This window comes from Sphingopyxis jiangsuensis, assembly GCF_016734905.1.
Taxonomy (GTDB): Bacteria; Pseudomonadota; Alphaproteobacteria; order Sphingomonadales; family Sphingomonadaceae; genus Sphingopyxis; species Sphingopyxis jiangsuensis.
This window is the reverse complement of sequence record NZ_JAERPO010000002.1, coordinates 901,102-919,365: the sequence shown is the minus strand read 5'-3', so window position 1 is coordinate 919,365 and position 18,264 is coordinate 901,102. Positions and strand designations below refer to the sequence as shown.

Below are 18,264 nucleotides of genomic sequence, written 5' to 3'. Positions count from 1 at the left end.
CTGCCAGCGGCTCCCGCCTCCGCGGGGGGGCGACGCATCTTTATAACTGATGCCCCGTCCGGTCGCGCTTCGTCGCGAGATATTGTTCGTTGTGCGGGTTGGTCGGCAGCGCCAGCGGCAGGCGCTCGACAACCTCGACGCCTTCCTTCTCGAGCCGCGCGACCTTTTCGGGATTGTTGGTCATCAGCCGGATGCGCGGAACGCCGAGCAGGTCCAGCATGCGCGCTGCGATCGCAAAATCGCGCGCCTCGACCGGAAAGCCGAGCCGCAGGTTGGCGTCGACGGTGTCATAGCCCTGGTCCTGCAGCGCATAGGCGCGCAGCTTGTTGACGAGTCCGATTCCGCGTCCCTCCTGCCGCAGATAGAGGAGCACCCCCCATGGGGCATCGGCCATCGCGTGGAGCGCGGCGTGGAGTTGCGGCCCGCAATCGCATTTGAGGCTGCCGAGCACGTCGCCAGTCAGGCATTCGCTGTGCAACCGCACGACTGGCGGTCCCGCATCGCGCTTGCCGATGACCAGCGCAACATGGTCCGACGCCTCCTCGGGCGTGCGAAAGGCGACGATTTCGGCGGTTTCGCTCGCCGCGACGGGAAGCCGCGCGCGCGCCGCGATCGCGAGGCGCGCCGGGTCGAGCAGTGCCGCGACATCGTCCGCCGAACATTCGGTCTCTGCTTCGCCCGCCGCCGCGCGCACGAAAAAGGCCGGGAGCAGCCCCGCGTGGCGCGCCATCGTCATCGCCGCCGCCGCCGCGTCCTCGGCGCCGGTCGCCACGGTGCAAAACGGCCCTTTGAGCGGATTGGCAAGGTCGAGCGCCGGATCGGCGATCGCCAGCGCTGCCGCTACGCTGTCCGCTGCCGCCTCGATCCGCACGGGTCCCGGCGTCGCCGCCGCGCGCTGGTTGGTGAGCTTGAGCGTCACCGCGCGCTCGCCCGAGATCAATATGTCGCCGCCGCCGAACGCCGCCAGCGCCGCGTCGCTGGCGCTTTCGACCGCGAGCAGGTCGAGCGCTCCGCCCGCGCCCGCAATCCGCAGCGGCCAGCCGCGCCGCAGCGCGTCGATCGCGCGCGCTGCATTGCGTGCGCCCCGACCGGCGGGCGCGTCGCTCAAAAGGCGAACTCCGTGACCAGCGGGATATGGTCCGACGGACGCTCCCAACTGCGCGCGGGCTGGACGACGCGGTGCGCCTTCGCGCTCTCCTTGATGTCGGGTGTCACCCACATATGGTCGAGACGGCGACCGCGGTTCGATGCTTCCCAATCCTTCGCGCGATAGCTCCACCAGGTGTAGAGCGGCGTCGGCTCAGGCGTGAATTGGCGCCCGAGGTCGATCCAGTCGGACGCCGCCTGCAACCGCGCCAGCGTTTCGACCTCGACCGGCGTATGGCTGACGACGTCGAGCAGCGCCTTGTGGTTCCACACATCGCTTTCGAGCGGCGCGACGTTGAAATCGCCCGTGAGCACGGTCGCGTCGCGAAGCTCGGCCGACCAGTCGGTCATCCGTCCGAAGAAATCGAGCTTCTGCCCGAATTTGGGATTGAGATCGCGGTCGGGAACGTCGCCGCCTGCGGGAATATAGACATTGTCGAGCCGCACCCCCGATGGCAGCGTCACGCCAATATGACGCGCCTCGCCGTTCGCCTGCCAGTCATATTTGCGCACATCGGCGAGCGGCAGCTTGCTGACGATCGCAACACCGTGGTGCATCCGCTGGCCGTGGGTGACGATATGTTTGTAACCGAGCGCCTCGAACATCGCCTTCGGGAACAGGCCGCATTCGACCTTGATCTCCTGCAGGCACAAAATGTCCGGCGCCTCTTCGCGCAGGAATTTCTCGACGATGCCGATACGGGCGCGGACGCTGTTGATGTTCCACGAAGCAATGCTGGTGCTTGTCATGCCGGAGGCTCTATCGGGGCGCGTCAACGCGTGCAACGGCATGAAGCCGGTTCACATGCGCAAAATACACTAAACCCCCGTCCCAGGGGCGGTGGAACGGGGGTTCAAGGTCAGCGTTCGTCACGCTCTTGAAAGAAGGTGCCTGGCGGTCCGGATGGGGCAACAGGGGGAAACCCAAGTCCGGATGCCTTGGTGGCGCCTTCGAGGGTTGAAATAGCCCTTTTTCCCTGTCGCCAAGCTGAACGAGAAGGGGCTTCTTCGAGGGGCTCCTGTCGTTCGTCGACGTTGGTTGTCGGTTCGCCGGAAAAAGGGTGGCGGCTCCGGCTGTTGCCGAGCCGCCACCCTTTGCGCGACGAAGGAAATGTCGGTGTGTCAGCGGCGCTTGCGCGGGCGCGGATCGGTCCAGCGGAACGTCGAATCGGCGACCGCGACGTTGAACTTCTGGTTCGACAGGTCGATTCGCGTGCGATTATTCTGCGAATCGAGCGCGACCCAGCCGCGCAGTCGCAGCCCGCCCGGCGCGCCGCCATCGCGGACGAAAACCATCGTGATCGTCCCATATTCGGGGCGCTTCGCGTCCTTCACCTCGACGCTCAACACATCCTTGTTCCCGGTCGGGACGAGCTTTGCATATTTGGACAGATCGCGGTCGGGGTCCAGCAATGCTCCGAGCGGCGAATTCTTCACCGGCCAGCTTTGCACCTGCTTGACCTCATAATCGATCATCGTCAGGCGGCTGCCGTCGCCGACGATCAGCAACGGGACATCCTTCTGATATTGGAAGCGAATCTTGCCCGGCCGCTTGAGCGTCAGCTTCCCGGACAGGCGCTGGCCATTGCGATCGGTCTGCACGAAATCGGCGACCATCGAGTTCGTCGATTTAAGGTGCTGCTGGACGGCGGATAGCGTGCCCGAGGTTTGCGCAATTGCCGGGACCGTCAGCGCAAGGCCGCCGGCCGCGACGGGCGCAAGCGCCCAAGTTGCGGCGCGAAGGGGGAATCGAAAGCGTTTCGGTTTCATCAAATTCTCGTTCTGCATGGGGCGGAAATGCCATGTGGCGATTGAATAGGCGGTGAACCCGCCGGTTCGCCAGCGTTCAACTTTTGGAGTGCCGCCCGGGTTGCATCAACGCGGCTGGCCATATTGGTCGGTCAGCACGTCGCGCCGCCCGACATGGTTGGGCGGACTCACCAGCCCTTCCTCCTCCATCCGCTCGATCAGCCGCGCCGCGCTGTTGTACCCGATGCGCAATTGGCGCTGGAGCCAGCTCGTCGACGCCTTCTGGCTTTCGACAACGATCTGGCACGCCTTGGCATACATGCGGTCCTCGGCGCTGTCGCCGCCGGCGGGCGCGCCCTCCATCGCAAAGCCGCCGTCCTCGGGGTCTTCGGTGACGCTTTCGACATAGTCGGGGCGCCCCTGCCCGCGCCAATGATCGGCGACCTTGCGCACCTCGTCGTCCGACACGAACGGTCCGTGGATACGCGTGATCTGCTTGCCGCCGGGGACATAGAGCATGTCGCCCTTGCCGAGCAGTTGTTCGGCGCCCGCCTCGCCCAAAATCGTGCGACTGTCGATTTTCGACGTGACGTTGAAGCTGATGCGCGTCGGGAGGTTCGCCTTGATGACGCCGGTGATGACATCGACCGACGGCCGCTGCGTCGCAAGGATCAGGTGAATGCCCGCGGCGCGCGCCTTTTGCGCGAGCCGCTGGATCAGGAACTCGACTTCCTTGCCCGCGGTCATCATCAGATCGGCGAGCTCGTCGACGACGATCACGATCTGCGGCAGCGGCGCATAGTCGAGCGTCTCTTCCTCATAGACCGGCTGGCCGGTCTCGGGGTCGTATCCGGTCTGGACGCGGCGGCCCAAGGATTTGCCCTTGGCGAGCGCCGCGCGCACCTTGTCGTTGTAGGACGCAAGGTTGCGCACCGACAGCGACGACATCATGCGATAGCGGTCCTCCATCTGCTCGACCGCCCATTTGAGCGCGCGGATCGCCTTTTTCGGCTCGGTCACTACCGGTGCGAGCAGGTGAGGGATGTCGTCATAGACGCTGAGCTCGAGCATCTTCGGGTCGATCATGATCAGCTTCACCTGATCGGGACCGAGCCGATAGAGCAGCGACAGGATCATCGCGTTGAGACCCACCGACTTGCCCGACCCGGTCGTGCCCGCGATCAGCAGGTGCGGCATCGGCGCGAGATCGGCGATTACCGCGTCGCCGCTTATATTCTTGCCGAGGATGATCGGCAGCGCACCGCTTTGATCGTGAAACAGGCTGCTGCCGATAATCTCGTGCAGCACCACCGCTTCGCGCTTCGCATTGGGCAGCTCGATGCCGATGACCGTGCGTCCGGGGATCGGCGCGATACGCGCCGACAGCGCCGACATGTTGCGCGCGATGTCGTCGGCCAGGTTCGACACGCGGCTCGCTTTGGTGCCCGGTGCGGGCTCGAGCTCGTACATGGTGACGACGGGGCCGGGGCGTACCGCGGTGATCACGCCCTTGACCTGGAAATCCTCGAGCACCGATTCGAGCAGCCGCGCATTGCGTTCGAGCGCCGCCTTGTCGATCTGCCCCGCCGGGCGCTCGGGCGCGGGGGCGAGCAGGTCGATCGACGGCAGCTGGTAATTGGCGAACAATTCGCTTTGCGGTTTGGACTTGGGCTTCGACGGCGCCGAGCGTTCGACGGGGTCGGCGATCTCGGGCGGTGCGCGGTCGCTCGGTTCGGCGCGCGGGCGCGGGCGGATGACGCGCTCCATCAAATTGGGCGCGCGCGGCGTATCATCGGCGGCTGCGGGCGCGGCCGGTTCGACGACGCGGCTGGCCTCGGCGGCGGGCAGGCGGAGCCGCTGCGCCCACCCTTTTTCGAGGCGCAATGCGCGCCACGCGAGCCAGAATCCGATACCGGCCAGCGCGAGAATCGTACCGATGCGGATCAACGCCGCCGCCGGATCGCCTGCACGTTCGAACAAGGGAGTGATCGCGCCGCCGACGATCAGCGCGATGATGCCGCCCCATCCCGCAGGCATCGCGGCGGTACTCGCCGGCGCCCACAGTTCGGCGCCGAGCCCGATGAGCAAGATGCCGGCGAGGCTATAGGCAAGCTGACGCTTCCAATAGGGCTGCGGATCCCCCTTCCAAAGTCGCCACGCGAGAATGCCGAGCAGCGGCAGAAGCAGCACGACCGGCGCCCCTGCGATCGACAGGCCTAGGTCGGCGAACCACGCCCCCGCGCGCCCCATCCAATTGGCGGCATCGCCGCCCGCTGCGGTGTTGAGCGCCGAATCGGTGCTGTCATAGGTGACGAGGGCGAGTGTCAGGAACAGCGTGAAGGCGCCGAGAAGGGCGGCAGCCGCGATCACCAGCGACCGGGCGATGCTCGCCTTGAAAACGGAGCGCCAATCGGCCTTGGTCGAAGCGGCCCTGCGGCTAGCCATGCGTATTGCGGTCCCGAAAAAGAAGAGGTGCGACGATATGCGCACGCGGCGGAGTCGCCGTCAAGCACGCGCCCAAGAACGTCGCTGCGACTTTCCAATCACGCCGCCGCGGGCTAGGGCAAGGCCATGAGCGAAACCTTGCGCAGCGATGTCCTGATTTCGGGCGGCGGACTTGTCGGCCAGACGCTCGCGCTCGCGCTCGCGCATCATGGGCTGACGTCGCGGATTGTCGACCCCGCCGATCCGCTCGCGACGATCGCGCCCGGCTTCGATGGCCGCGCTTCGGCAATCGCCAGCGCTACATGGCAGATGTTCGGCGTGCTCGGTCTCGCCGACCGGCTCGCGGGGCATGGCTGCCCGATCCACGCGATCAAGGTCAGCGATGGTGGACAGAAGGGCGAGCTCGACTTCGTGACCGTGCCGGAGGATCGCGCGCTCGGGACGATGATCGAGAATCGCCAGCTTCGGCTTGCGCTCGCCGATGCCATCGCCGACGCGTCGCTCGTCTCGCGCCACATGCCGGCAAAGGTGACGCGGCGCGACATCGACGGTCATGGCGTCACGCTCACGCTTGCCGACGGCACGCGGCTCGCCGCGCCGCTGTTGATTGTTGCCGAGGGACGACGCTCGCCGACGCGCGACGCGACTGGCTTCAGCATCGCCAACTGGTCCTACCACCATCATGCGATGATCGGCGCGGTCGCGCACGAAAAGCCGCATGGCGGCGTCGCGCACGAAATCTTCTTCCCGTCGGGGCCGTTCGCGCTGTTGCCGCTCGTCGACGACGCCGAAGGGCGTCACCGCTCTGCCTTCGTCTGGACCGTGGCGGAAAAGGATGGCCCCGGTTTCGCCAAGCTCGGCGACCGCGGCTTTACCGCCGAACTCGAAAAGCGCGCAGGGGGGCTGCTCGGGTCGATGGAGCTTGTCGCGCCGCGCATGACCTATCCGCTCGGTTTCCACCACAGCGCCCGGATTGTCGGCGATCGCGTGGTGCTCGTCGGCGATGCCGCTCACGGTATTCATCCGATCGCGGGGCAGGGGCTCAACCTCGGCCTGCGCGACGCTGCGGCGCTTGCCGAAGTGCTCGTCGATGGCGCGCGCCTGGGTCTCGACCTTGGCGATGCAGCGCTGCTCGCGCGCTACCAGCGCTGGCGCGGGCTCGACAGCCTGATGGTCAGCCTCGCGACCGACGGGCTGACGCGGCTGTTCGGTATTCCGGGACGCACCGCATCGGCCGTCCGGCGGGCCGGCCTCGGCGCTGTGCAGCGGCTGCCCGCGCTCAAGCGTTTCTTTATGGACGAAGCGCGCGGCGAGGCCGGCGATCTGCCGCGCCTGCTCGCCGGGACCGAAATCTAGGTATTTCTACGTAAGCGCCACGAAAGCTGGCGCCAAGCATCCTTGCCTATCCCTGTCCGCGCGGCACCGACGCCGCGAAGCGATGGGGACCGAAGCCATGCCCTCCAAGAACGAAGCTCTCGAGAACGCTGTGAACGAACTGCTACAGGCGCGCACCGCGATCGACGCCGCGCCCGGACTGCGCGCGCAGGTCCGTGCCGACCGCTGTTTCGCGCGGCTCGCTGCACTGCTCGCCCCGCGCGTCCGTTATTTCACGCGGCGCTATGGTCTGTCCGATGTCGCCGAAGATGCCGAACAGGCGTGCGCGATCGCGCTCCACCGCGCCGTCGGCCAATATGATCCTTGCCGCGCGCGCTTTACCACCTTCATCGACTGGCAGATTCGCGCCGAGCTTCAGGCCTTGCGCACGCGGCTCTACGGCGACAGGCGCTCGGCGGGGCGCCGTCGTGTCGGCGCCTGGCTCTCGCTCGATGCATTGCGCGCCGACGGCGCCGACGACTGGCTGGCCGATGAAGAGGCCGAGGACGCGACCGAGGCCGCGGCGAGCGACTGCCTGGCGCAATGCGTGACCGATCGCCTCGTCGACGATTGGGCGCGCCGCCGCCATGCTGCCCTTTCGCGCGGAACGGGGCGCGGGGCTGCGCAGGTCGAGGCGCGCGTCGCTGCCGAACGCGCGCTGGTGCTACGCCGCCTGAGTGACAGCGAGGCCGCAAGCGAGCGCCTGCGCGAAAGCGACCGCCATATCGTCCGCCGCGCGGTCGCCGACATCATTCGGCATACGCGGTCGAAGCCGCACTAGAGGAATTTACTGGAGCGTTGCGCGTCCGTCGTCGCCGTCGAAGCGTCCGAAAAACTGCATCATCTGCACGACCAGTTCGGCGCGGGCGTCGATCGAGGCGGTTTCGAGCAGCGCCTGTTTCGCCGCCGCGTCGAAGGGTGCGACCTGCGCGATGCCGTTGACCAATGTCGCATCGTCGAGCTGGCCGACCGAATCCCAGTCGACGACATAGCCTTGCCGCGCCGCGAAGCGTTTGGCTTCGCGCTCGAGGCTCGCGCGCTCGATGCTCGACAGTACCGCGCCGTCTTCGGCCTCGATCTCGAGCTCGGCCTCGACCTGGCGAAAGGGCGTCGTGACGTCGAGTTCGCGGCGCACGCGGAACCGCGCGACGCCTTCGAGGACGAGGTTGAAGCGCCCTTCGTCGAGCGCCTCGACATCGACGACACGCCCGACGCAGCCGACGTCATAGAGCGCCGGCGGCTCGCGATCCTCCTCGCCGGGCAATTGGCGCGGCTGGATCATCCCGATCTGACGGTCGCGTGCGAGCACTTCGTGCACCATCGCCTTGTAGCGCGGTTCGAAGATATGGAGCGGCAGGTGCAGCCCCGGAAACAGCACCGCGCCGGGAAGCGGAAAGATTGCGATCCGCTGGATGGTCAAGGGCGCTGCTTCGGACATCAGCCGAACAGGATCAGCGAGAGGCGGCGGCGCTGCGCCGATACCCACGGATCTTCGAGGCCGACGGCTTCGAACAGTTCGAGCAGTTTGGCGCGCGCCGCACCCTCGTTCCATTCGCGGTCGGCCTCGACGATGTGGAGCAGATTGTCGGCAGCGGCGTCGCGCTGGCCCGCGCCGATCTGCGCGGTGGCCAGGTCGAAGCGCACCTGATGATCGTCGGGGTTCGCCGCAACTGCATCCTCGAACGCCTTGAGCTCGCCCGCGTCGGGGGCGTCCGCAGCGAGCGCGAGCGCGCTTTTGGCCTGCGCAATCGCCGCGTCATTCGCAATGTCGGCAGGTACTGCGTCGAGCGCCGCCTGCGCGGCTTCGGTGTCGCCGACCAAAATGAGCGCGCGGACAAGGCCGCCGTGCGCGGCGGCGCTGTCGGGTGCCATTTCGACGATCTGGCCGAAAATCCCGGCAGCGCGTGCTCCGTCGCCCTCGGCGAGCACCGATTCGCCCATTTCGATGAGCGGCGCGATCTCGACCGCGCGGTCCTTCGCCTCGCTTTCGATGGGAAGCTGACCGAGCAGCTGGTCGAGAATCGCCTTGAGCTGGCTTTCGCTACGCGCGTTGGTCAGGTTGGCGACCGGCTGGCCCTGGAAAATCGCATAGACGGTCGGGATCGACTGCACCTGGAACTGCGACGCGATGAACTTGTTCGCATCGACATCGACCTTGGCGAGCACCACGCCCTTGTCGGCATAATCGGCCGCGACCTTTTCGAGCACGGGGGTAAGCTGCTTGCACGGGCCGCACCATTCGGCCCAGAAATCGAGGATGACGAGTTTCGACATCGACGGTTCGACGACGTCACGGCGGAAATCCTCGACGGCTTGCTTGTCGGCGGGGTTCAGTCCCAGGGTGGCCACGGGCGATTGCTCCTTCAATTGTCGCTGTTGCGCCGGACGGCGGCGCAAGCCGGAACCGCTTCCGCGCCGGCGGGACAGACTCATCGGACGCTTATGTGGGAATTGACGGCGATATGCCAACCCTTCGGGATGCTTCGACAGGAAAAGCACAAACAGGGCTTGCCGACTCCAAAAGCCGGTGCTAATCGCGCGCCTCACCCGCTGGCACCACCCGGTCGCCAGCCGCCAGAGCGGGCGTAGCTCAGGGGTAGAGCACAACCTTGCCAAGGTTGGGGTCGAGGGTTCGAATCCCTTCGCCCGCTCCATCGTCGTTCATTCGACAGACCTTTCGAAACTAATCGCTCTTATGGTTGGCATCGGCCAGCTGTCGCCGGCCATTTCGACGTCGTCGAGGTGCCCTCGGTCATTTGCGATAGAATGGTCAGCCGACAGTAACCGTTCCGGGAGGGTCAATATTCGCGGAGCGCGCAGGATAGGTCAGCCGCCGCCACAGCCATTCCAACGGTCCCTGACGATGCGAGCCCAGCCACCAGCGGCTCCAAGCCAACATCAGCGCGAAGAAGGCGAGTCCAATCGCATAGGTTTCGGGCACGCGAAGCGTACCCATCATCCCCAACCCGATCCCGTAAAACAGAAAGCTCATCACCACGCTGGTCGCAACATAGTTTGTTAGCGCCATTCTCCCCGCGTCCGCCAGTGCGCGCTCGACCCGCGGCAAACGGGAGATCGCCAGGAGAAAGGTCGCCGCATATGCGAGCCCCAACGGCGCGGTTCCGGCGAGCGAAGACCAGTGGGATTGCTGGTGGGGCATCTGTTGCGCGTAAACGATCGCGCACGGAACCCCGATGACGGCCCCGCCAAGCGCGACCTGCCAAAGCAGGCGACGATTGCCGATCAGTTGCCCGCGCAGGAGCAGCCGACCCGCCCACATGCCGAGGAGCATCGTCCCCAACACCTTGATAAAGCGCCAGTCCTCGATCCGGGATATGATCCCGAACGCCCACTCGGATGCCGCACGCGGCACGAACTCGGCGAAGCCTCCGGTGGCGAGGTCGTTGAAATAGGCATCGTTCGAGGTAGCGGTGCCGCCGGCGCCGACATAGATCGCCATGGCGGCGTCCCACATCGGTTTCGTCCAGTCCGGATGCGGCACGGTGACCAGCCATACCAGCAGTGCGGGTACCACGAAAATTAGGAGTGCCGATACAAGCAGCAACGCCCGGTCCGACAAGCGTCGGAAGAGGGGCAGGGTAAATCCCATGAGCGCGTAGAGCATCAGGATATCGCCCGGCCAGATCAGGCAGATATGGATCAGACCGAACATGAGCAGGACCGCCATTCGGCGACGGAAGATACGGATGCCTTTGGCGCCACGCGCTTCCAGCCGCTCGAGCTGCAAGGAAAAGCCGAGCCCGAAGAGCGCGGAAAAGATCGTGTAAAATTTGCCGTCGAGCAATCCGTTGAAGACAGCGGCAAACTGCTGCAGCGTAATGCCTCCCAACAGATCGGCGGTACGATCACCGGCGAACGGGATTCCGATCCACACGGGCAGATTTGCGAGCAGGATGCCGAAAAGGGCAAAGCCGCGCAAAGCATCGATCTCGGTAAATCGATCGCCGGGGTCCGCCGGGGCAATGAGACTCGCGGTCTTCATCTCGCGTGATGCCTTTTTGGATCGGTTGACCCTAACAGGCTATCGTCATCCGTCCAGTCGCCATCGACATCCGCATGAGTTCTGAGAATCTAGGACGGACATCGCTGACCGGAATCGGGCCAACTGATCGTCTGCGTCCTATGGCGGTTCCGATTGTCCGACAATTGGCGTGGCATGACGCATTGTCGCCCCGATTCGGTCGCTCCCGGCCTGCACCGCTTCGCCTACCAAGATCAGGGTTGGCGCCGTTGCGGCGAGCGCGCGGGTCGCCAGTCCGAGAAGGTCGAGGCGCGTCGACAATATCATTTCGTGCGGCAGGCTGACATTGCAGGCGATGAGGACCGGCGTGCCGCCCGGCATGCCGTTGGCGATCAATTGCCGGGAAATTTCGGACGCCGCGTCGCGTCCCATATAGAAGGCGAGCGTGGCGCCTGCGCGCGCGAGATCGTGCCAGTCGAGATCGAGCGCCGCGCCCCTGCGGCTGTGCGCGGTGACAAACCGGACTTCGCGTGCCACGCCGCGCAGCGACAGCGAAACGCCTGCGGAAGCCGCCGCCGCGCTTGCGGCCGTGACGCCGGGGCAGACATGGACCGCGCATCGCGCCGTGCGGAGAGCTTCCATTTCCTCGTTCGAGCGGCCGAACAGCGAAGGATCGCCGCCCTTGAGCCGGACGACGCGTCGGCCCGCGGTCGCGGCGGCGACGAGCATCGCGTCGATCGTCCGCTGGTCCTGCGAATGGCGGCCCGAACGTTTGCCGACCGGGACGCGTTCCGTTCCGGCTGGAATGAGGTTGAGGATCTCGGGCCCCACGAGCGCGTCGTAAAAGACGATGTCGGCGCGTTCGATCAGCCGCACCGCCTTCATCGTCAGATATTCGGGATCGCCCGGCCCCGCACCGACGAGCCATACCGTGCCGGGGGCGAAGTCGTCAGGCTGCATGGCTGGTCTCCTCGGTCAGGATGCGGGCGAGCGCGGGGCGGCACGAGCCGCAGTTGGTTCCCGCGCCGATGGCGTTGCCGATAGCGGCGACATCGGCGAGGCCTTGATCGCGGATCGCCGCGACGATCGTCTTCAATCCCACATCGAAGCAGCTGCAGATGATCGGCCCGCGGTCGGCCTGCACGCCCGGCGCGCGCCCCGCGAGCAGCGTCGGCGCAACCTGTGGCGACGAAAGTTGCGCGATCAGCCAGTCGCGGGGCGGCAATTCGCCGCTTTCGGTCAGGAACAGCGCGGCGGCCAGCCGGTCGTTGGCGATCACTGCGACGCGGCGCGTCCCGCGACCCGCATCGACCGCTTCGATGCGCTGTCCTGCAGGAAGCAGCGTTTCGAGCCGCTTGGGATCGCCATTGCCCGCGACCTCCCACATCACCCCCGACGGCACGGCGACACGCGTCGCCCACAGGCACGGCGGGCGTTCGGCAAGTTCGTCCCTCGACAGGATGAAGCCGCGCCAGCGCACCGCGACCGGCTCGATTGCTGCGGGCGTCCGCTTGAACCCCGGCTGGCCCGAGATGGGATCGACGAGCGGGCGGGGGAGAAGGCCGGTGCGCCCGCCGCTCGACGTGCGATCGGTCCAATGGATCGGCACGAAGAGTTCGCCGCGGCGCTGGCCATCGTGGAGTGCGACGCGAAAGATGCTGTCGCCTTGCGGCGTCGAAACGCGCGCGAGGCCGCCGTCTGCAAGGCCGAGCCGCTCCGCATCGGCGGGATGCACCTCGACCAGCGGTTCCTCGCGATGGCGCGCGAGCTTGGGCGCAAGGCCGGTACGCGTCATCGTGTGCCACTGGTCGCGGTAGCGCCCGGTGTTGAGCGTGAGCGGCCATTTTTCGAGCGGTTCGGGCAGCGGCTTTTGCGCAACCGCGATCAGGCGCGCGCGTCCGTCCTCGGTTGGATAGCGGCCGTCGGCAAACATCTGCTCGCCGCCCCAGCGAAAGGGTTCCATTGCATCATAGGCGGCGTTGCCGCCATGCGCTGCGCCGGGGAGGGCGAAAAAGCGCGCGCCGTCATTCTCATAGGTCGAAAGGCGGCAATGCTCGCGCCAGATGTCGGCTGGGCGGTCATAGGCGAAGGCGTTCTTCCACCCCATCCGCCGTGCGACTTCCTTGACGATCCACCAGTCGGGCATCGCTTCGCCGGGCAGGGGGAAGAGCGCGCGCTGGCGGCTCACCGTGCGGTCGCTGTTGGTGACCGTTCCGTCCTTTTCGCCCCATGCGGCGGCGGGCAGGCGGACATGGGCGAAGGCGCCCGTGTCGGTTTCCTCGATCACATCGCTGACGACGACGAAGGGGCAGGCGGCGAGCGCCTCGCGCACGCGGCCCGCGTCGGGCATCGATACGGCGGGATTGGTCGCCATCACCCACAGTGCCTTGATGCGGCCCTCGCCGATGCTGCGAAACAGGTCGACCGCCTTCAGCCCCGGCTTTTCGGCCACCGCGGGCGCAGCCCAGAAGCGCGCGATGCGTTCGCGATTGTCGTCCGCGAAATCCATATGCGCGGCGAGCGTCGAGGCGAGCCCGCCAACCTCGCGCCCGCCCATCGCATTGGGCTGGCCCGTGATTGAAAAAGGCGCGGCACCGGGCTTGCCGATGCGCCCCGTCGCGAGATGCAGGTTGAGGATGGCATTGCCCTGATCGGTGCCGCTTGTCGACTGGTTCACCCCTTGGCTGAACAGGGTGATGGTGCGCGGCGTCGCGGCGAACAGCTCATAGAAATGCCTGAGGTCGGCGACGGGCACGTCGCAAGTGCGCGCGACCGACCACAGGTCATTCCCCTCTCCAAGCTGATCCCAGAAATCTTGCGGAACGGCTACATGCGCGGCGAGATAAGCGTCGTCGACCACACCCGCCTCGCGGCAATGCTGGAGCAACCCGTTCATCAACGCGACGTCGCTGCCGGGGCGGAGCGCAAGATGCAGGTCGGCCTCTTCGGCGGTCTCGGTGCGGCGCGGGTCGATGACGACAAGCTTCGCGCCCGCATCGCAACGTGCGCGGATGCGCTGATAGACGATCGGGTGGCACCAGGCGGTGTTGCTGCCGACGAGAACGATCAGGTCGGCGGCATCAAGGTCGTCATAGGTCGCAGGGACGATGTCTTCGCCGAATGCGCGCGTGTGCGCGGCGACGGCGCTCGACATGCAAAGGCGCGAATTGGTGTCGATGTTCGCCGAGCCGATGAAACCCTTCATCAGCTTGTTGGCGACATAATAATCCTCGGTCAGCAACTGCCCCGACACGTAAAAGGCAACGCTGTTCGGGCCGTGGCGCGCGATGGTGTCGCGAAACTTCTTCGCGACGAGGTCGAGCGCCTTGTCCCAGCTCGCGCGCTTCTTGCCGATCATCGGATGGAGCAGGCGGCCTTCGAGTCCGACTGTCTCGCCGAGATGCGTGCCTTTGGAACAGAGCCGGCCGTGGTTCGCGGGGTGGTCGGGTTCTCCCGCGATTTCCAGCGAGCGCTCGCCCGTCACCGTCGCGCGAATGCCGCAGCCGACGCCGCAATAGGCGCAGGTGGTGCGGATGGCATCGGCCATCAGGCAGCGGCCTTCAGCGTGCTGGCGCGGCATATCAGCACGCGCCCGCCGTCGATCTTGACCGGCACCGTCGGCGTGCAGCCCTTGTCATCGCCGAGCGCCTCGCCGGTCGACAGGCTGATCCGCCAATTGTGCAGCGGACAGGCGACCGCCCCGCCATGGACGATGCCCTGCGACAGGCGGCCGTGCTTGTGCGGACAGCGGTCGAGCAGCGCGAAGACCTTGCCCTCCGCCGTGCGGAAGACGGCGATGTCGTCGCCGCCCTCGACCTGCACCGTGCGGCTGCCGCGAACGGGGATCTGGTCGACCCAGCCGATGTCGAGCCATTCTGCGGTCGTCGTCATGCGATTTCCTTTTGGGGCGTGAATCGCGCCATCGGCGCATGATGTTCGGCCTCGGCGCCCTCGGCACGCTGTGCCCATGGGTCGTCCTGGCTGAAGCTTTGCGAGTAGAGGAAGCGCGCGCGCAGCGCCTCGCGGCCTGCCTCGTCGTCGACGATGCGCGCCTTGATATGCTCGAGCCCAACGCGCTCGATCCACGGCGCGGTCCGCTCGAGATAGCGCGCTTCCTCGCGATAGAGCTGGATGAAGGCAGCGCAATGGTCCATCGCTTCCTGCTCGGTCGCAACCTTGCAGAGCAGGTCGGTCGCGCGGACATGGATGCCGCCATTGCCGCCAACATGCAGTTCATAGCCGCTGTCGACGCAGACGACCCCGAAGTCCTTGATCGTCGCCTCGGCGCAGTTGCGCGGACAGCCCGACACCGCGATCTTGAACTTGTGCGGCATCCAGCTGCCCCAGCTCATCCGTTCGAGCTTGACGCCGAGCCCGGTCGAATCCTGCGTGCCGAAGCGGCACCATTCGGACCCGACGCAGGTCTTCACGGTGCGCAGCGCCTTGCCATAGGCGTGGCCCGAGACCATCCCCGCGGCATTGAGGTCGGCCCATACCGCGGGCAGGTCTTCCTTCTTGATCCCGAAGATGTCGAGCCGCTGGCCGCCGGTCACCTTGACCATCGGCGCTTCATATTTCTCGACGACATCGGCGATCGCGCGCAACTCCCTGGGGTTGGTGAGCCCGCCCCACATGCGCGGGACGACCGAGTAAGTGCCATCCTTCTGGATATTGGCGTGGAGCCGCTCGTTGACGAAGCGGCTTTGCTGGTCGTCGACATATTCGCCGGGCAGCGCGCAGAGCAGATAATAATTGAGTGCGGGGCGGCACGCGGAACAGCCATCGGGGGTCGACCAGTGGAGCTTCTGCATCACCTCGGGGATCGAGCGCATATCTTGCGCGACAATCTCGCGGCGGACGTCGTCGTGGCCGAAGCTCGTGCATTTGCACATCGTCTTGGGGCCGCTCTGCACATCGTCGCCCAGCGTCAGCGCGAGGAGATTTTCGACGAGGCCGGTGCAGCTTCCGCAGCTTGCCGAGGCCTTGCAGCTGCCGCGCACGGCGTCGAGGCTGTGCGCGCCCTTGGCGATGCACGAGACGACCTGGCCCTTGGAGACGCCGTTGCAGCCGCAGATTTCCGCATCGTCGGAAAGCGCCGCAACGGCCGCCTTAGGGTCCGCCTGCCCACCCCCGGAGGCGAAGGCCTGGCCAAAGATCAGCACGTCGCGCAGGTCGGACACGTCCTCCTGCTTCTTGAGCAGATCGAAATACCAATTGCCGTCGGCGGTATCGCCATAGAGCACCGCGCCGACGATGCGGTCGTCCTTGACGATGACGCGCTTGTAGACGCCGCGGCTGGCGTCGCGCAGGACGATATCCTCGCACCCGTCGCCGCCCGAAAAATCGCCCGCCGAAAAGACATCGATACCCGACACCTTGAGCTTGGTCGAGGTGACCGAGCCGCGATAGCCCGTCGGCGTTTCGACCAGCCCGTCGGCGAGGCTGCGGCACATATCCCACAAGGGTGCGACGAGGCCATAAACCTGCCCGTCATGCTCGACGCATTCGCCGACGGCGAGGATATCGGCATCGCTCGTCACCATATGATCGTCGACCTGGATGCCGCGCCCGATCGCGAGCCCCGCTTCGCGCGCAAGCGCGGTCGAGGGGCGGATGCCGACCGCCATGACGACGATGTCGGCGGGGATCAGCGTTCCATCCTTGAGCTTCACGCCTTCGACCTTGCCGTTGCCAATAATCTCGGCGGTGTCGGCGCCGGTCAGGATCGTTTGGCCGCGTGCTTCGAGCGCCTGTTTGAGCAGCCATCCCGCCGCCTCGTCGAGCTGGCGTTCCATCAAGGTCGGCATCAGGTGCAGCACCGTGACCTTCATGCCGCGCAGGGAGAGGCCGTGCGCGGCTTCGAGTCCCAGCAGGCCGCCGCCGATCACCACCGCGCTGCCTCCCCTTTCGGCGGCACTCAGCATCGCGCCGACATCGTCCATGTCGCGAAAGGCAATGACGCCGGGCAGGTCCTTGCCGGGGACGGGGATGATGAAGGGGTCGGAGCCGGTCGCGATGAGCAGCTTGTCATAGCTCTCGCTGACCCCGCCGCGCGTCGTCACCGTCTTCGCTTCGCGATCGATCGTGACCACCGGGTCGCCCGCGACGAGCGCTATGCCGTTTGCCGCATACCAGTCGGCATCGTTGATCACGATATCGTCGAAGCATTTTTCCCCTGCGAGCACGGGGGAGAGCATGATGCGGTTGTAATTGACGCGCGGTTCGGCGCCGAAAATCGTCACGCGGTAGCGCGCCGCGTCGCGCGCAAGCAGTTCCTCGACCGCGCGGCAGCCGGCCATGCCGTTGCCGATGACGACGAGGTGCTCGCGCGTGTCGCTTTCGGCCTTGATCGGGCGATGTTCCATCAAAGTATCCAGTCCAGTTGAAGCCAGAATTTGTCGGTGTCGGTCGCGAAGCCGTCGGCACGGTAGCGGGCATAGCGCGCCGAACCCGTCACCTTGCCAAGCTTGCCGCTCGCGAGCAGGTCGATTTCGTCGCCATAGGCGCGGTGCGCGCGGTCGCTGCGATAGTCGTGATAGACGGCCTGCAGTGTCACGGCCTTGAGCGGGCCGACCGCCTTCCAGCTCCAGCCCGCGGTCGCATAGAGGTCGCGCACTCCATCGGGCGGGGTGACGAGGAATTTGTCGGCCCAGCCCTGGAATTTGAACCCGGTCGCGAGCGGAGTCTGGAAGCTGGTCAGCGCGGCCCCGTTGTCGGCGCCGAGTATTTCATACCCGACGCCGACCCGGGGTCCGCCGAGGTCGAGAGCGACGTCGGCGATCCAATAGTCGGAAGAATAGTTGTTCGGATTGCGGTCCCAATCGGACTGGCGCGCATAGCTGAATTGATAGGCGATTTTCGCTTTGCCGATGGGCTGGTTGCCATCGAGCCGCAGGCCATAGCTTTGGCTCGACAGCCGAAAACCCTGAACCGCTGCTTCGTCCTGATCGACGAGATAGGCGAAGGCCGTGACTTTTCCGACGGGCGTCTGCGTGCTCAGATTGGCAAGGACATTGTCCCCCGACACCGCCTGCTGCCGCGTACCCGCGCCGTCGATGCCCCAGATGGTGCGCACGCTCCACGCATAGGCGATGTCGGCCTTCACGCCCTGCGCGGGCACGATTTCGGCACGCACCGCGTCGTAACTCTGGCCATTCTGGCGAAAGCCGACACCGCCAACGAAGCGTTCGTCGTCAAAGCCCAGCTTTTGCCGCCCGGCGGTGATCGCAAAGCCCGGCGAAGCATAGCGGAGCTGCGCGCGGGCAAGGGCGATATTCTGGGGATCGGCGACCAGCGGCAGCGTTGCCGGGCCGTGGAGGCCATCGAAATAGTCGTCGACGATCGCGAGGTTCCCCTGGCCCTCGACGAGGGCCGACCAGCGCCCCGCCTTTGCCTCGACCCCGGCGCGGACGCGCAGGGTCAGCGCGTCGGCGTCGGCGGCGACTCCGTCCTGATCGACGGTTTCATAGCGCAGCCGCGCCTCGCCGAGCGGCTTCAGCCCGATGGCCTGGGCGTGAGCCGCCCCGGCCGGCGCGAGCGCCAGCAGCAGGATGAGCGTGCGGTTCATG

General features: G+C 66.3%; 14 protein-coding genes and 1 tRNA gene. 3 read left to right on the top strand and 12 right to left on the bottom strand.

Translation table 11 applies throughout. From position 1 onward, the window contains the following. Positions 1 to 40: 40 nt before the first annotated feature. The 4 genes from ribA to JI743_RS11055 form a co-directional block, all read right to left on the bottom strand. Complete coding sequence (ribA, locus tag JI743_RS11070) at positions 41 to 1,108, bottom strand: GTP cyclohydrolase II (RefSeq protein ID WP_201928363.1); 1,068 nt, start codon at positions 1,106 to 1,108, stop codon at positions 41 to 43. After that, positions 1,105 to 1,896, bottom strand: coding sequence for an exodeoxyribonuclease III (locus tag JI743_RS11065; RefSeq protein WP_201928362.1), 792 nt, complete (start codon positions 1,894 to 1,896; stop codon positions 1,105 to 1,107). The genes ribA and JI743_RS11065 overlap by 4 nt, the downstream gene beginning before the upstream one ends. A gap of 372 nt (positions 1,897 to 2,268) precedes the next feature. Further along, the gene (locus JI743_RS11060; RefSeq protein ID WP_201928361.1) at positions 2,269 to 2,916 is read right to left on the bottom strand and encodes a LolA family protein; all 648 of its coding nucleotides are present in this window, start codon (positions 2,914 to 2,916) and stop codon (positions 2,269 to 2,271) included. 105 nt (positions 2,917 to 3,021) lie between these two features. Further along, a complete protein-coding gene (locus tag JI743_RS11055) occupies positions 3,022 to 5,340 on the bottom strand; it encodes an FtsK/SpoIIIE family DNA translocase (RefSeq protein WP_201928360.1) in 2,319 nt (772 codons plus the stop codon). Between the two features lie 126 nt (positions 5,341 to 5,466). On the opposite strand from JI743_RS11055, the gene JI743_RS11050 reads away from it, so the two are divergent. Together JI743_RS11050 and JI743_RS11045 are read left to right on the top strand one after the other, a co-directional pair. Then, positions 5,467 to 6,696, top strand: a complete 1,230-nt coding sequence (locus JI743_RS11050; protein ID WP_201928359.1) for an FAD-dependent monooxygenase — start codon at positions 5,467 to 5,469, stop codon at positions 6,694 to 6,696. A gap of 97 nt (positions 6,697 to 6,793) precedes the next feature. Continuing rightward, on the top strand, positions 6,794 to 7,495 hold the full coding sequence (locus JI743_RS11045; protein WP_201928358.1) for a sigma factor: 702 nt from the start codon (positions 6,794 to 6,796) through the stop codon (positions 7,493 to 7,495). A 6-nt stretch (positions 7,496 to 7,501) separates the two neighbouring features. Here the strand turns inward: JI743_RS11045 and JI743_RS11040 are convergent, their stop codons facing one another. Together JI743_RS11040 and JI743_RS11035 are read right to left on the bottom strand one after the other, a co-directional pair. Next, positions 7,502 to 8,152: an LON peptidase substrate-binding domain-containing protein gene (locus tag JI743_RS11040; protein ID WP_201928357.1), complete on the bottom strand. Its 651-nt coding sequence runs from the start codon at positions 8,150 to 8,152 to the stop codon at positions 7,502 to 7,504. Further along, the gene (locus tag JI743_RS11035; RefSeq protein ID WP_201928356.1) at positions 8,152 to 9,063 is read right to left on the bottom strand and encodes a tetratricopeptide repeat protein; all 912 of its coding nucleotides are present in this window, start codon (positions 9,061 to 9,063) and stop codon (positions 8,152 to 8,154) included. Before JI743_RS11035 ends, JI743_RS11040 begins: the two co-directional genes overlap by 1 nt. Positions 9,064 to 9,293: 230 nt before the next feature. On the opposite strand from JI743_RS11035, the gene JI743_RS11030 reads away from it, so the two are divergent. Then, a tRNA-Gly gene (locus JI743_RS11030) sits at positions 9,294 to 9,368 on the top strand. Positions 9,369 to 9,484: 116 nt separating this feature from the next. On the opposite strand, the gene JI743_RS11025 is transcribed toward JI743_RS11030, so the two are convergent. The 6 genes from JI743_RS11025 to JI743_RS11000 all read right to left on the bottom strand — a co-directional run bounded on the left by JI743_RS11025 (position 9,485) and on the right by JI743_RS11000 (position 18,263). Next, positions 9,485 to 10,717 carry a DUF418 domain-containing protein gene (locus tag JI743_RS11025; RefSeq protein WP_201928355.1) on the bottom strand — a complete coding sequence of 411 codons (1,233 nt, stop codon included), beginning with the start codon at positions 10,715 to 10,717 and terminating at the stop codon, positions 9,485 to 9,487. Positions 10,718 to 10,855: 138 nt separating this feature from the next. Then, positions 10,856 to 11,656 (bottom strand): uroporphyrinogen-III C-methyltransferase, encoded by an 801-nt coding sequence (cobA, locus tag JI743_RS11020; protein WP_201928354.1) that lies wholly within the window; start codon positions 11,654 to 11,656, stop codon positions 10,856 to 10,858. Then, positions 11,646 to 14,243, bottom strand: a complete 2,598-nt coding sequence (locus JI743_RS11015; RefSeq protein ID WP_201928353.1) for a nitrate reductase — start codon at positions 14,241 to 14,243, stop codon at positions 11,646 to 11,648. Before JI743_RS11015 ends, cobA begins: the two co-directional genes overlap by 11 nt. Continuing rightward, positions 14,243 to 14,587 (bottom strand): nitrite reductase small subunit NirD, encoded by a 345-nt coding sequence (gene nirD / locus JI743_RS11010; RefSeq protein WP_201928352.1) that lies wholly within the window; start codon positions 14,585 to 14,587, stop codon positions 14,243 to 14,245. Before nirD ends, JI743_RS11015 begins: the two co-directional genes overlap by 1 nt. Further along, entirely contained in the window at positions 14,584 to 17,061 is a 2,478-nt protein-coding gene (nirB, locus tag JI743_RS11005; RefSeq protein WP_201928351.1) for a nitrite reductase large subunit NirB, read from the bottom strand. The genes nirD and nirB overlap by 4 nt, the downstream gene beginning before the upstream one ends. After that, the gene (locus tag JI743_RS11000; protein ID WP_201928350.1) at positions 17,061 to 18,263 is read right to left on the bottom strand and encodes a hypothetical protein; all 1,203 of its coding nucleotides are present in this window, start codon (positions 18,261 to 18,263) and stop codon (positions 17,061 to 17,063) included. The genes nirB and JI743_RS11000 overlap by 1 nt, the downstream gene beginning before the upstream one ends. Position 18,264: the final 1 nt, after the last annotated feature.